This window comes from Bacillus sp. RC251 (genome assembly GCF_044908765.1).
In the GTDB taxonomy this organism is placed as follows: domain Bacteria; phylum Bacillota; class Bacilli; order Bacillales; family Bacillaceae_G; genus Bacillus_A; species Bacillus_A wiedmannii.
On sequence record NZ_JBIYDP010000018.1, the window covers coordinates 1 to 14,380 of the forward strand.

17 protein-coding genes are annotated in these 14,380 nt (G+C 35.7%); 2 read left to right on the plus strand and 15 right to left on the minus strand.

The window, feature by feature from the left end:
- Window positions 1-244: 244 nt before the first annotated feature.
- Complete coding sequence (locus ABH961_RS27860; protein ID WP_000900297.1) at window positions 245-463, minus strand: hypothetical protein; 219 nt, start codon at window positions 461-463, stop codon at window positions 245-247.
- A gap of 170 nt (window positions 464-633) precedes the next feature.
- Here ABH961_RS27860 and pdaB point away from each other — a divergent pair, with 170 nt between their 5' ends.
- Entirely contained in the window at window positions 634-1,398 is a 765-nt protein-coding gene (gene pdaB, locus ABH961_RS27865; protein WP_000464700.1) for a polysaccharide deacetylase family sporulation protein PdaB, read from the plus strand.
- Window positions 1,399-1,525: 127 nt separating this feature from the next.
- On the opposite strand, the gene kbaA is transcribed toward pdaB, so the two are convergent.
- On the minus strand, window positions 1,526-2,137 hold the full coding sequence (gene kbaA / locus ABH961_RS27870; RefSeq protein WP_097906618.1) for a KinB signaling pathway activation protein KbaA: 612 nt from the start codon (window positions 2,135-2,137) through the stop codon (window positions 1,526-1,528).
- Between the two features lie 139 nt (window positions 2,138-2,276).
- Between kbaA and gerD the strand changes: the two genes are divergently transcribed.
- The gene (gene gerD, locus ABH961_RS27875; RefSeq protein ID WP_048543034.1) at window positions 2,277-2,894 is read left to right on the plus strand and encodes a spore germination protein GerD; all 618 of its coding nucleotides are present in this window, start codon (window positions 2,277-2,279) and stop codon (window positions 2,892-2,894) included.
- A 56-nt stretch (window positions 2,895-2,950) separates the two neighbouring features.
- On the opposite strand, the gene ABH961_RS27880 is transcribed toward gerD, so the two are convergent.
- The 13 genes from ABH961_RS27880 to ABH961_RS27940 form a co-directional block, all read right to left on the minus strand.
- Window positions 2,951-4,018, minus strand: a complete 1,068-nt coding sequence (locus ABH961_RS27880) for an Mrp/NBP35 family ATP-binding protein (RefSeq protein WP_000256609.1) — start codon at window positions 4,016-4,018, stop codon at window positions 2,951-2,953.
- A 143-nt stretch (window positions 4,019-4,161) separates the two neighbouring features.
- Complete coding sequence (gene cwlD, locus ABH961_RS27885; protein WP_000822446.1) at window positions 4,162-4,875, minus strand: N-acetylmuramoyl-L-alanine amidase CwlD; 714 nt, start codon at window positions 4,873-4,875, stop codon at window positions 4,162-4,164.
- Between the two features lie 66 nt (window positions 4,876-4,941).
- Window positions 4,942-5,370 carry a YbaK family protein gene (locus ABH961_RS27890; protein WP_001101006.1) on the minus strand — a complete coding sequence of 143 codons (429 nt, stop codon included), beginning with the start codon at window positions 5,368-5,370 and terminating at the stop codon, window positions 4,942-4,944.
- A 238-nt stretch (window positions 5,371-5,608) separates the two neighbouring features.
- Window positions 5,609-6,772, minus strand: coding sequence for an AIPR family protein (locus ABH961_RS27895; protein WP_098080057.1), 1,164 nt, complete (start codon window positions 6,770-6,772; stop codon window positions 5,609-5,611).
- 671 nt (window positions 6,773-7,443) lie between these two features.
- Window positions 7,444-8,436, minus strand: coding sequence for an Abi family protein (locus tag ABH961_RS27900; protein ID WP_170957655.1), 993 nt, complete (start codon window positions 8,434-8,436; stop codon window positions 7,444-7,446).
- 237 nt (window positions 8,437-8,673) lie between these two features.
- Window positions 8,674-9,066, minus strand: coding sequence for a 30S ribosomal protein S9 (rpsI, locus tag ABH961_RS27905; RefSeq protein WP_000079986.1), 393 nt, complete (start codon window positions 9,064-9,066; stop codon window positions 8,674-8,676).
- Between the two features lie 21 nt (window positions 9,067-9,087).
- The gene (gene rplM, locus ABH961_RS27910; protein WP_001260795.1) at window positions 9,088-9,525 is read right to left on the minus strand and encodes a 50S ribosomal protein L13; all 438 of its coding nucleotides are present in this window, start codon (window positions 9,523-9,525) and stop codon (window positions 9,088-9,090) included.
- A gap of 152 nt (window positions 9,526-9,677) precedes the next feature.
- On the minus strand, window positions 9,678-10,421 hold the full coding sequence (gene truA, locus ABH961_RS27915; protein ID WP_002096935.1) for a tRNA pseudouridine(38-40) synthase TruA: 744 nt from the start codon (window positions 10,419-10,421) through the stop codon (window positions 9,678-9,680).
- A gap of 14 nt (window positions 10,422-10,435) precedes the next feature.
- A complete protein-coding gene (locus ABH961_RS27920; protein ID WP_001186519.1) occupies window positions 10,436-11,230 on the minus strand; it encodes an energy-coupling factor transporter transmembrane component T family protein in 795 nt (264 codons plus the stop codon).
- Window positions 11,218-12,099 carry an energy-coupling factor ABC transporter ATP-binding protein gene (locus tag ABH961_RS27925; RefSeq protein ID WP_000406519.1) on the minus strand — a complete coding sequence of 294 codons (882 nt, stop codon included), beginning with the start codon at window positions 12,097-12,099 and terminating at the stop codon, window positions 11,218-11,220. The genes ABH961_RS27920 and ABH961_RS27925 overlap by 13 nt, the downstream gene beginning before the upstream one ends.
- Window positions 12,075-12,917, minus strand: a complete 843-nt coding sequence (locus ABH961_RS27930; RefSeq protein WP_000711780.1) for an energy-coupling factor ABC transporter ATP-binding protein — start codon at window positions 12,915-12,917, stop codon at window positions 12,075-12,077. The genes ABH961_RS27925 and ABH961_RS27930 overlap by 25 nt, the downstream gene beginning before the upstream one ends.
- Window positions 12,918-13,020: 103 nt before the next feature.
- Window positions 13,021-13,383 (minus strand): 50S ribosomal protein L17, encoded by a 363-nt coding sequence (rplQ, locus tag ABH961_RS27935; protein ID WP_000331490.1) that lies wholly within the window; start codon window positions 13,381-13,383, stop codon window positions 13,021-13,023.
- Window positions 13,384-13,418: 35 nt separating this feature from the next.
- Window positions 13,419-14,363, minus strand: a complete 945-nt coding sequence (locus tag ABH961_RS27940; protein WP_000569644.1) for a DNA-directed RNA polymerase subunit alpha — start codon at window positions 14,361-14,363, stop codon at window positions 13,419-13,421.
- Between the last annotated feature and the right edge of the window lie 17 nt (window positions 14,364-14,380).

Consider the following 14,380-nt stretch of genomic DNA (forward strand, 5'->3'; position numbering starts at 1 on the left):
GATCAAACTCTCCAATAAAGTTAGTTTGTCTAGCATCTAAAAATAAAAATTGACGTTTCACGTTGTTTGTTTCGTTCAGTTTTCAAAGAACTACTTGGTCGCTCATTTGCGACTTCCTTATGTTAACATCTTCATTTTTCAATGTCAACTAAGTTTTTTAAATTTCTTTTTTATCGTCTTCTGCGTTTCCGCATCAGCGACGGTTATTAATTTATCATATAATAACTATTAACGTCAACACTTTTTAATAAAAAATTCTTTTCCTTACATAACGCATACACTCTTCTGCATTAGCGACTCTTCGAAACAAACAAAAAATGATTTTATATCTTTCTTCCATCGCCTTTTTTACAACGTCATGAATACGTTCATCTTCAAAATCAAATAGCAGTTCTTCTAACTCTCTCTTCAATATGTATTCCATTTCTTTTTTCTCTTCTTTCGTTAACATAAACCCAAGCAAATCATCACCTCAATCATTTCTTACAAAGCAATAAACGTTACGCTCATTTTCACTTATCAAAATCCTATCATTCATTATATCCACCGCTTACGATATTAATCCTTTGTTCTCTTTTTAATATTTAAAGCATATATGTAACTGAAAAGGATTGGACAAAGGGGCGTAATATTATGTTTTTCTTTTTTATTACGAGTAAACGAGCTTTTAAACACATTAGCTTAATAGTGATACTTTCCTTATTTACAGCATGGCTTCTCTTTTTGAAAACATATTCACATGAATCTGCTTTTTCAACTGCGACAGGACCTAAAGTTATTTACAAAGGAGACACCTCTAAAAAACAAGTTGCATTCACGTTTGATATTAGTTGGGGAGACAAAAAAGCAATTCCAATCCTTGATACACTTAAAGAAAGAGACATTAAGAATGCAACCTTCTTCGTTTCTGCTGCATGGGCAGAAAGACACCCTGATGTTGTTGAACGCATCATAAAAGATGGACATGAAATCGGTAGTATGGGCTATAATTACACGTCTTACACTTCTCTAGAGACAAATGAAATACGAAGAGATCTTTTACGAGCACAAGATGTTTTTACAAAACTTGGTGTGAAACAAGTCAAACTATTACGTCCACCTAGTGGAGACTTTAACAAAGCAACACTTAAAATAGCAGAATCACTCGGATACACCATCGTCCATTGGAGTAATAACTCAAACGACTGGAAAAACCCAGGTGTAAACAATATCGTTTCCAATGTCTCTACTAATTTAAAAGGTGGAGATATCGTCTTATTACATGCATCCGATTCTGCCCTTCAAACAAATAAAGCTTTACCACTGCTTCTGCAAAAATTAAAGAGCGACGGATATGAGCAAATATCGGTATCACAACTTATTTCTAACACAAGTACAAAAAGTAAAGATGTAAGGTAATTCTTTTCCCTCGTGTCTTCACACATAAAAAGCTCTACTACCTATCATTAAGGTAGTAGAGCTTTTTTCATCCCGATATTTATATTCGTACAACCACCCTGCATAAAAACTCAAAAATCTCTCTTACTTAAGCCGACTTACTCGCCTTTCCAATTAAACGATGTAATATAAGTAACTGATATGCATTACATAATAAAAGTGGTATCACCATTAAATACAACCAATCTGTGTCATTAATACGAAGCGCTGGTACCCACTCAAGAATTGTTACAACAACCATAAAGAACAAAGCGGGCACAAACGCCTTTCTATTCGTTTCTTTACTTTTTATGTAAGCAACAATCGCCCCAAACACAAATAATACACCTGCAACAAGTATGTTATTCCCTAACGAAACTTCCCCATTTGCAATCAATACGGATCTTAAATACACGAAATCAAATAAAACGAATGCAATAAAGAAGAGCTGGACTGCATTCCATAAAGAAGGTGACCTGAACATCCCCAGTCCAAAACGATGGATTGTTAAATAGGCAAAGAACCCCATTTGACTTATAACACTAAAAATAAATCCTACACCCATCAACCAGAAGGAAACTGCTAAAATCTCCTTTCCGTCTAAATTTTGAAAAAATTTAGCGTACTTATCCCACTCCAAAACAAATCCAATAATGACCGTGCTAATCCCACCTAGAAACAACGTCGTAAAAAACAGGCGTACCCACTTGCGGCTATTCACAACACATCCCCCATTATCCTTATATTTCTAATTAAATTGTATCAATGACAATTTCAAAAAGCTAGCCATGTTCATGTATAAATTCCTTAAAGATATTTATATTAAAAAGAGAGAACTGTGTTGAAAGGAGTTCCAACTTATGAAACGGATGCTGCTCGTTTTGACTTCTTCTTTTCTATTTCTTGTACTTGTAGCATGTGCACAAGGAAAAGAAGCAAAGTCCGAACTTGATTATGATCAAACGAAGAAAATGATTGTTGATATTTTAAAAACCGACCAAGGTAAGAAAGCCATTCAAGATGTGTTAACTGATGAAAAAATGAAACAAGCACTCATACTAGATGAAACAGTAGTAAAGAAAACGATTGAAGATGCAATGGTATCCGACAAAGGGCAACAATTCTGGGAAAAGCTCTTTAAAGACCCTGAGTTCTCATCGAAATTCGCTAAAAGTATGGGGAAAGAACAAACAACCTTAATGAAAACATTACTAAAAGACCCTGAATACCAAGCAGGCGTTATAGAAATTATGAAAAACCCTGAAGTAGAAAAAATAATGTTACAAACAATGAAGAGTAAAGAATACCGCCAATATTTACAACAAGTACTAACAGAAACTGCTGAAAGCCCACTCTTCCAAGCTAAGATGATTGATATTATTAGTAAAGGTGTACAAAAGGCCGAAAAAAGTGGATCTGATAAAAAAGAAGCAGGCGGTGCAGGTGGTTCCCAAGACGGTAAAAAGGAGCAACAGTAAAAATAATAATTATAATAATGAGTGGACAATATATGTATCGTCCACTCATTATTATTTTATTTTTGCGCGACAGCTATTTTATCAATTACTGTCTCAGCTATCGTACGATAAATAAGACCCGTCGTATGTGTATCTTCATATACTGAAGGCGCAAAGTCATCTTTATTCCAATCAGGTTGTTGAAGCGGGATTCGGCCAAGTACTTCTGTTTGAAGTTCTGTAGCTAATTTATCTCCTCCACCTCTTCCAAACACATATTCTTTTTCACCAGTTGTTTTACTTTCAAAATACGCCATATTTTCAACAACACCAAGAATACTATGTTCTGTACGTAAAGCCATAGCTCCAGCACGCGCTGCCACAAATGCCGCTGTTGGATGTGGCGTTGTTACAATAATCTCTTTACAAGCTGGCAACATTGAGTGTAAGTCTAGCGCAACATCACCTGTACCCGGTGGTAAATCTAAAACTAAATAGTCTAAATCGCCCCACTCTACTTCTGTAAAGAAGTGATTTAACATTTTCCCAAGCATAGGGCCTCTCCAAATAACCGGTGCATTATCTTCTACAAAGAATCCCATTGAAATTACCTTTACACCTAGACGCTCCACTGGAATGATTCTATCTCCTCTTACAACAGGACGTTTTTCTATCCCCATCATATCCGGTACGCTAAAACCATAAATATCAGCATCAATGATACCAACCTTTTTACCTAGACGAGCTAAAGCAATAGCAAGGTTAACAGAAACTGTTGATTTTCCGACTCCACCTTTTCCACTCGCCACTGCTAAAAATGTTGTTTTTGAATTTGGTGACAATAAAGATTCAGTTTGCTCTTCTTCCTGTTCCGGTGCAAACTGAGCTAATTCCTCTTCTGTAAATTCTGCAAAGCGAAGCCCTACCGTTGCTGCCCCTAGTTCTTTTACTAACTTTACAATTCCAGATTGCAATTGCATTTGTTCCGCTGTTCCGGTTTTTACAATTGCAATTTTAACACTTACATGTTCCTTCTCAGGCTTAACTGTTACCTCTTTAATTGCACCTGTTTCTTTTAACGTTTTATGTAAAAACGGATCTACAATCCCTTCTAACGCTTCCACTACTTGCTCTTTCGTTACCATTGTTAGCCCAGCCCCCTGTATGAAAAATAACGTAATGTTAATTAAATTTATCTCTCTTTATTTTTGAAATAAATGCGTTTACATTTCCAGTATAACATATTTTCGGAAAACTTCGTTAACGAGAGAAACTCAAAAAATCCTCCTTATTCTGGAGGATTCCCTTTTTCCGTGAAATAACGTAATATACCACGATATACTGCAGCCGCTACCTTTTGCTGATATTTCTCCGAATTTAACATATACCTTTCGTTTACATTCGATAAAAAGCCAGCTTCAATTAAAGCACCTGGTGTTTTCGCATACTTTAATAAATACACATGAGAAATTGTTTTAGCAGAACGATTCGTATTCTCTAAACTCGTTCTCAATTCAGCTTGTATAAATTTCGCAGCACGTTCATTTTCAACCGAAGAACGATAGTAGAACGTTTGTGCGCCTTTCGATCCACTGCTAGTTAAAGCATTTAAATGAATACTCGCAAAAAAGTCTACATCAGGCTTATTAATAATCTCTACACGCTTTTTTAAATCCTCTGCTTTACGTCTACTATATGATTTTGTATCTTTCTGAGCTAAATCATAATCTCCCTCACGTGTTAAAATAACTAGTGCACCTTGTTCTTGTAAATAATCTTGTACCTTCTTTGTAATCTCAAGCGTAATATCTTTTTCTATAATATCTTTTCCACCAACAGCCCCTCCGTCTGGCCCACCATGCCCAGCATCCAATACAATCACTTTCCCCGATAAGGGTAAATTCCAAGCTCGCCACGATTTTGTAATTTGAAATTCTTGTTTAACTAAAAAAAACAAAACAACCGCAGCGAGTGCAAAAGAGATAATTCGAATTCTCTTCATACCTTTCCTCCTCCAGCTAGTCCCTCTAATTACTTATATGGGAGAAGAGGAAAGTTTATGCTTGTCTTAATGAAGCTTTAATCGATATCTTCTTTCACCTTTTTCATATCCTTCCTGCCACCATAAGCCTATAAACTGCTGGCAAGATTCAAAAAGTAATTCCTCATCTTGTAACTTAATTTCCCGCATAGTCATGCTCGTTAAAAATTGAAATAGTGTTTCCGTTAATTGTTGCTCTTCTTCTAAGGCTCTATATTTCACATCAAAGAATGATTCACCATAATAACCAAACTTACTGTATCTCGCTCCTAATAAATACGATTCTATCCCTAATTCAATACAGTAATCTTCATACTGACGATGAAGTTCCTGCATCTGAAAGGCATCCCTAATATTTGAACGTAATGTTTTTAATGATAATTCTCGCAGCATCTTCCGTTCATATTTCAACTGCTTTTCTTTTTGTTTTTCTTGTAAGCTGACAATGACATTCATAGTACTTATAAACCTCCCTAATACGTATTAGTCTAAACTTCTAAAGAAGAAGCATACGCGAGAGAATAGCACTAAAATATTCCATAAATTATAAAATGTATCAACATAACCAAAAAAAAATTTTACCATAATGGAATAATTACTCCTCATATCCTGTTCAAACATACAATTTCCCCAAAATAAAAAGCGTTCCGGAAAATTATTTTAATAATCTTCCGGAACACTAGATATAAATTTATTAAAATTGTTGTTTTGATAAAAATGCTGATAGTAATTCACTATAGGCCGAAGACCAGGTAACATTATTTTTCCCTAAAGCATTAGGGTCTTTACCCACTGCATTATAGGAATCTTTAATAGCATTCATAAGATGTTTTCCATGTTCATCCCAAATTGCTAAGATATCCATAAAACCACCTTTGTTTTTCCACTTATATAAACCAGTTTTTTCATCTTTTGTTATAAACCATCGAAAGGCAGCTAGAATTGGAAACAACGCACCCTTAGATAGAAATTCACTCGATTTTTTATTAATAAAGATAAGTTGAACCGGTGTACGTTCCCGGGTCTCAATATATCCGATAGTATTTTTTCCACCTTGTTCCCGATGCACAACCGGCCCTTGCTCCTTAATCGTATCATGCAATATCAATATATCCTTCAAAATCGGGGTCAATTGTTTATAAGAATCCGTATAGTCTTCATATAATTTCAAACACTTGGCGCGTGCCGAATAAGTATATTTAGGGTGTTTTTCAATACCTTCATGCAAATCAATATTAAATATTGTTAAAATGCTAATTAACTCGAGAACATTAACAGCTTTACGTTCATTTTCAACATAAGAAATTTCATTTGCATAGGTCTCATCTGCAACTACTTCTTTAATCCAATCAAAAGCACCCTTTTTGTTTAAAATACTTTCTAAATGTACCTGCACAGAAGTATTTAAACCATTTGCCATTTCAGGAATAAAATCAGCCGGTACATTTGTTGTTACTTTCACAAATACAAACTGCTCATTATTTTTTTTGGCATGTTTCTTCATAATTTTAAATGTATGATGCCCATTAGCTAACCCTTCGTTATCATTAAAACCAATCTCATAGTGATCCGCTTTTTCAAGTTGTTTAACATACTGAGCAACGATATCTAAACCTTTATTTTTAAGATGAAAAGTATATGGCGTTGCACCATTTTGATTCAAAAAAGAATCGGCAACTTCACGATACGTAAGCAACTCGATATTGGCAGGTCTCGGATTGGGATTTGTAGGAAATGCATCTGGTAAGTCATTTGAACTTAACCAAAACAAATAATGTTGTTTTCCAGAGTCGATAGGGTCTGGTAGTCGACGCATAAATTTTGCGCGTACCACAATAGCTTCTTTAACTTTTTTCATAAAACATCTTCTCCTTTTGATATATAACCATCCAGTTATCATCATTTATTTATCACCGCATCCACGGTGTTACCATAATAAACCTTTTCTCCTGTTTTTTCAAATCATAAATATCGAATTTTTTCTTTTTTTAACAACGTTCTCAACAATACTGACATATCAAGTAAAATATCTACCTTTTACTGATCGAACATAATACAAAGATCCCTAGCCGATAGTGACTAAGGGATTTTAAATATTCAAAATCAATATTAAAAAATTGAAGTATATAACATAAATCTTCACAATCGTACTTTTCTCTGTTTTTCGAGAGTGGCTTTACTATATTTATACCGTAAGAGACAATCGTTAAGTAAACAAAAATTAATTTGATTTAATAAATAATGATCTGAATACATTTGATATATACTTCAATCGCTAAGTATATATATCATAGAACCGTTTTAAAAACCCTTTAAAAAATTCATTTTAGCCAGAAATAAAAAAAAATCCTGAAACAAACATACAGACAAATGCTTGTTCCAGAATTTTTTTAGCCATGTAACCCCTATTCAATATTACAATTTAAAATAACTATAATATCAAAAGTGAGCGACCACAATGGACTATTCAGCGGTCTTTCCTCTTGCTTATATAATACCAATATCAAATACATTTGTAAATATATACGCTTAAATTTTTTGCAAAACCTTTTTAAAGAAATCATGGATTTTTCGAAGTTGTAAATGTTGCGTATAAATATCAGATTTTAACATTGCACGATACATAACCTTTTCTAATTCATTTTTCCTGATTTGTCTTACTACAGGACTTACCACATATTTTTGATGTAATATTAACAAACAAAATAGATCATGAATTTTTATGTTTTTCAGCAAACCAATATATTCTCTATATTCTTTCGTGTTTTTTTTCGCTATATTCAAATCCTGAAATTCCTTTTCAACCAAATTTGAAATACGTCCTGAAATAACACCTGCATGATTATCGTTCCCTATATTCATCAAAACAGGTCTGCTATGCGCCGCAGCATCTCTAATTCGTTTAGTCATAATTAACAGTTCATATGCCGATTTAAACTGCTTATAATTAGGTTTACTAGAGGAAACATAAAAATCAATAAATTTTTTCACATCACCATAGCTCATTTTTTCTAATAAAACCCATATCGGTGTAGGTCTAGGGGTAGCTAAGCTAGGGCTATAGACATTCGTTAAAGGATAGTCATAATCTTGCGGGTCACGTACCTTACCGATTATCATCTTCAATACACCTCTATAATTTTTTGCATGACCGCCATTACTGATAAAAATACCTCTTTGATAAGCATCAAACTCGTTCACTATAGTATATCCATCTTCTGAGCTATTAGTAATACTTTTTACTAAAGCTGCCTTTAAAGCATGTTCTAAATCTAAACCGATTTGAATTAAAACATACCTAAGCCTCATATCAATGACAGCTAAATCATTCAATACCGCAAAATCTAAATCCTCATACTTCCCCGAAGAGTTTTTAACAAAATTTTTTCTATAACAAGTAATTTTATAATAATAGGTTACACTTGATAATATTTCTCGCGCTTCAGCTTCATCGGTCAAATCAAATTTGATCCCTTTACCATTTTTTAAATACTTTATTTGCTGTTTCACACTATATTTCATGTTCCATATCCCCATACTTATCTATTTTAATTCCATATATTTTTTAGTATAACATGAATATTTTCCATTTTTCATACTCCTATTTGATTATACTAAATTCGCAAAATCCACGAAACAGCCTTATCAAGCTTCCTTATAAAAATTACTCTTTCATTTCCTAAAAGCATCATTTTCTGCATCAAAAAACCCTCTCTCGAATACATCGAGAGAGGGTTGAAACGTTTATATAAAGAAATATTAACGTTTTGAGAACTGAGGTGCACGACGTGCGCCTTTAAGACCGTATTTTTTACGCTCTTTCATACGTGCGTCACGAGTTAATAGACCTGCACGTTTTAGTGTTAGACGGTATTCTGGATCAGCTTTTAATAAAGCGCGAGAAATACCGTGACGAATAGCACCAGCTTGACCAGTGTATCCACCACCATTTACGTTTACAAGTACATCGTAGTTACCTAAAGTTTCTGTTGCAACTAGAGGTTGTTTCACTACTTCACGTAATGCAGCAAATGGGATATAGTTTTCAAAATCACGACCGTTAATGATAACGCGTCCTTCGCCTGGAACTAGGCGTACGCGCGCTACTGAACTCTTACGACGTCCAGTGCCATAGTATTGAACCTGTGCCAAAGTAAGCCCTCCTTTAATTGATTATCCGCGAAGTTCGTAAACTTCTGGTTTTTGTGCTTGGTGTGGATGCTCTGCTCCAGCATACACGTTTAATTTCTTAGATACTTGACGTCCTAAACGTCCTTTTGGAAGCATCCCTTTAATTGCAAGCTCTAACATTTGTACAGGGTAGTTTGTACGCATTTCTAGAGCTGTTCTTTGTTTAAGTCCACCTGGGTGGTTAGTGTGACGGTAGTAAATTTTATCGTTTAATTTATTACCTGTTAAATGAATTTTTTCAGCGTTAATAATAATTACATGATCACCCGTGTCAACGTGTGGTGTAAATGTAGGTTTGTTTTTACCGCGTAAAATAGATGCTACTTCAGTAGATAGGCGACCTAAAGTTTGACCTTCAGCATCAACCACATACCATTTACGCTCAACTTCGTTAGCTTTTGCCATAAAAGTCGTACGCATGTGTTTCCCTCCTCGTTATCTTTTCCATAGAAAAAATCTATTGTTTATCTTAAACACGATTTCCTTCCGGGGCTAATCGTGGTTTTAGAAACAATACCATATGTTATGATATACTTTTGAGTTTCTAATGTCAAGCAAATGTTACACCAGGATTAGTTGTTATAGTTTACCTGCCATAAGTAAAGTCCATGACCTGGAGCCATCTTTCCAGCAAACTGACGATTTTGTTTCGCTAAAATCTCTGGAATACTATCAGGATCAAGCTTTCCTTGCCCTACGCTAAGTAACGTACCAACAATAATTCTGACCATATTATATAAAAATCCATTACCTACAAAACGAAAAATTAATTCATCGCCTTGCTCAATTAACTCAATTTCATAAATCGTTCGCACTTTATCTTTTTTGTCAGTTTTTGCCGAACAAAAAGAAGTGAAATCATGCGTTCCAATAAAATAAGGAATCGCTTTTCTTATAGAGCTTATTTCGAGCGGATATGGATATTGATATACGTAATTTCTACGGAATACATCCGCAGTCTTTGATAATAATACACGATAACGATATTCTTTTCTCTCGACACCGTAACGCGCATGAAATTCTTCTGTTTTTTTCTCTACCTGTCTGATAACAATATCATCTGGCAACATTGTGTTTAATGCATTACTCCATTGCCACTCTTCAAGAGACAACGGTGTATCAAAGTGTATGACTTGTCCTTTAGCGTGAACAGTAGAATCCGTTCTGCCCGATGCCTGAACACGAACAAGTTCTCCTTTATGCAATTTCTGCAAAGCTTTCTCAATCTCTTGTTGAACAGTACGATGCTGCGGCTGAATTTGATAACCACAAAAATGCATGCCATCATATGCAACCGTACATTTTATTCTATCCATTTCTCTATTCTCCATTACGATCGCACCCATGCCAAAATACAAGCTAAACAAAGTAAGCTTATAATCGTTACTGTATCGCTTGTTTTCCAGCGTAGTTGCCTAAATTTAGTACGTCCTTCGCCATTTTGATACCCACGTGCTTCCATAGCAATTGCTAAGTCCTCAGCACGCTTAAAAGCACTGATAAATAGAGGAACGAGTAGTGAGATAATAGCTTTTATCCTATCTTTTATCGGTCCTCCTGCGAAATCAATACCACGTGAAGCTTGTGCCTTCATTATTTTACTTGTTTCATCCATTAATGTCGGAATAAAACGAAGAGAAATTGACATCATTAATGCGATTTCATGAACAGGAACTTTTATACGTTTCAACGGCTTTAATAACGTCTCCAAACCATCTGTAATCTCAATAGGTGTTGTCGTTAACGTTAATAATGTCGTCATTAAAATAATAACGAAGAATCGTATAGAAATGTATATCCCTTGCTCTAATCCTTTTTCATGTATCGAAAACCAACCAAGCTGGAATAGTACTTCCCCTTCTTTATTTGTAAAAATATGCAGGAAAAATGTAAAAAGAAAAATCCATAGAATTGGTTTTAAGCCCGAAAGTACATAACGAATCGGCACTTTTGCAAAAAATAAAGCAATGAGTGCATATAAAAATAAAAATCCATATGAAATCGCATTATTTGCTAAGAAAACAACAAATACATATAAAAAGACAATCAGCAGCTTCGTACGTGGATCAAGTTGATGAATAAGAGACTTCCCTGGAATATATCTTCCAATAATCAACTGCTGCATGATTCATGACCACCTTTTCGTAACACCTGCACAACTTCATGAGTAAGATCCTCTAAAGATAAGGTAGCCTTTGGGATTGAAATGCCAAACTTCTCTTCAATTGCACGTTTATACTTTAAAGACATAGGAAGATCCACGCCAATTTTCTCTAGTTCATCAGCATGTGAAAATACTTCCTCTGCACTTCCTTGCAAAAAGACCGTTCCTTTATGCATGACTACAATCTGCTCCGCATACTTAGCAGCATCCTCCATATTATGTGTTACTAGGATAACTGTAAGACCTTTTTCCTTATGCAGCTTATAAAACATCTCCATAAGTTCATTCTGCCCTTTTGGATCTAGTCCTGCTGTAGGTTCATCTAATACAAGCACTTCGGGTTCCATCGCCAATACACCCGCTATCGCAACACGCCTCATTTGCCCACCACTTAACTCAAACGGTGAACGTGTTAACAGTTCTGGCTCTAACCCTACAAGTTCAATTGCCTCTCTTGCCTTTTGCTTCGCTTCTTCTACAGATACCCCAAAATTAGTAGGGCCGAAACAAATATCCTTCTCCACAGTCTCTTCAAACAACTGATGTTCTGGGAATTGAAAGACAACCCCTACCTTTTTACGTAGTGGCTTTAGCTTTTTTTCTTTCTTTCCTGCCGAAATGAAATGTTCACCAATTTGAACTGTGCCATTCGTCGGCTGCAATAAACCATTTAAATGTTGAATCATCGTCGACTTACCTGAACCAGTATGACCGATAATGGCATAATAGCCCCCACTTGGAAACGACACGTCTACATCATAAAGCGCGCGTCTTTCAAATGGAGTTTTATATTGATAACGATGTTCTACTTTTTGGAATGTAATCTCCAAAGTTCGTTCACCAAGCTTTCCATTGTAAGATGCGTATTTTGCAAGAGAATTTCATTTCTTTTTAATAATTCTGCTATTTTCACTGAAAATGGTACATCTAATCCAATTTCTTGGAGCATATGAGAGGACTTGAATATTTGCTTTGGAGTCCCTTCCTCTAATATTTCTCCCTTATTTAAAATAATGACACGGTCTGATTGCGCCGCTTCTTCTAAATCGTGCGTAATTGATAACACGGTAATACCTTTTTGATTAACAAGTTGTCTAACCGTTTCTACTACTTCACGTCTCCCTTGAGGATCTAGCATTGACGTTGCTTCATCTAATATCAAAATAGATGGCTGAAGTGCTAAAACGCCTGCTATTGCCACTCGCTGCTTTTGCCCACCAGATAACGAATGAGGTTCATCATTAAGAAAATCTTCCATACGGACAAGTTTGAGAGCCTGATCTAATCTTTCTACCATTTTCTCTCTTGGCATTCCGATATTCTCTAAGCCAAAAACAACGTCGTCTTGCACTGTCGTTCCAACAAATTGATTATCTGGATTTTGAAATACCATCCCAATTTGTTTTCGAACATCCCATACCGTTTCCTCTGATAAAACCATTGTATCATTTACTGTAATAGTCCCTGCTTCCGGCAAAAACAAACCATTCAATAATTTTGCAAGTGTAGACTTCCCTGAACCGTTTTGTCCAATAACAGATACCCATTCTCCCTCATACAAGGAAAATGAAACATCTTTTAATGCATAAGTGGCTGCCCCAGGATATTGAAATGATATATTCTCTGTCCGAAGTTTCTCTTTTTTCAATACAAGGCACCCTTTCCTTCGCCAAGTTAGCCTATTTTTATATTTAAAAAAAAGGGCCATGACCAGTTTCTTGAAAAGAACTGTCCTGCCCTTTTAATTATCATTATACTAACTCGATAATTACCATTGGTGCTGCGTCTCCGCGACGTGGACCAATTTTTGCAATACGAGTGTATCCGCCTTGGCGCTCAGCATAGCGTGGAGCTACATCAGCGAATAATTTTTGAAGTGCATCTTGACCAGTCTCAGCGTTAGCTACTTCATTGCGAATGAAAGCTGCTGCTTGACGACGAGCGTGAAGATCTCCGCGTTTACCTAAAGTGATCATTTTTTCCACTACAGAACGAAGTTCTTTTGCACGAGTTTCTGTCGTTTGGATGCGCTCGTTGATAATTAAATCAGTAGCTAAATCACGTAACATAGCTTTACGTTGCGCACTTGTACGGCCTAATTTTCTGTATGCCATTCGTAGTTCCCTCCTTTGTTGATGGGTTTAAATCCTCAGTCGTCTTTACGTAAACCTAAACCTAATTCCTCAAGTTTATGTTTAACTTCTTCTAAGGATTTACGTCCTAAGTTACGAACTTTCATCATATCTTCTTCTGTTTTGTTCGCAAGCTCTTGTACAGTATTAATTCCTGCACGTTTTAGGCAATTATAAGAACGAACAGAAAGATCTAGTTCTTCGATAGTCATCTCAAGAACTTTCTCTTTTTGATCTTCTTCCTTCTCGACCATAATCTCAGCATTTTGTGCTTCATCAGTTAAACCAACAAAGATATTTAAATGCTCAGTTAAGATTTTGGCACCTAAAGAGATAGCTTCTTTTGGCCCGATGCTTCCATCCGTCCATACATCAAGCGTAAGCTTATCATAATTAGCCACTTGTCCGACACGTGTCTTTTCCACTTGGTAAGTCACACGTGATACTGGAGTATAAATAGAATCAATAGGAATTACTCCTATTGGTTGATCTTCGCTTTTATTTGCATCAGCTGGCGTATACCCACGACCACGCTTTGCAGTTAAACGCATGCGGAAATGCGCATTTTTTGCTAACGTTGCAATGTGTAAATCTGGATTTAAGATTTCTACATCACTATCGTGAGTAATATCAGCAGCTGTGACAATACCTTCGCCCTGCACATCAATTTCCAACGTCTTCTCTTCTTCAGAGTAGATTTTAAGAGCTAACTTTTTCAAGTTTAAGATGATCGTCGTAACGTCTTCTACTACGCCCTCAACTGTTGAAAATTCATGTAATACGCCATCGATTTGGATAGCAGTAACAGCGGCACCAGGGAGTGAGGATAAAAGAATACGACGTAAGGAGTTACCCAAAGTAGTACCATATCCACGCTCAAGCGGTTCAATTACGAATTTACCATATTTAGCATCTTCGTTAAGTTCAACCGTTTCGATTTTCGGCTTTTCGATTTCAATCATTAACTAAACCCTCCTTC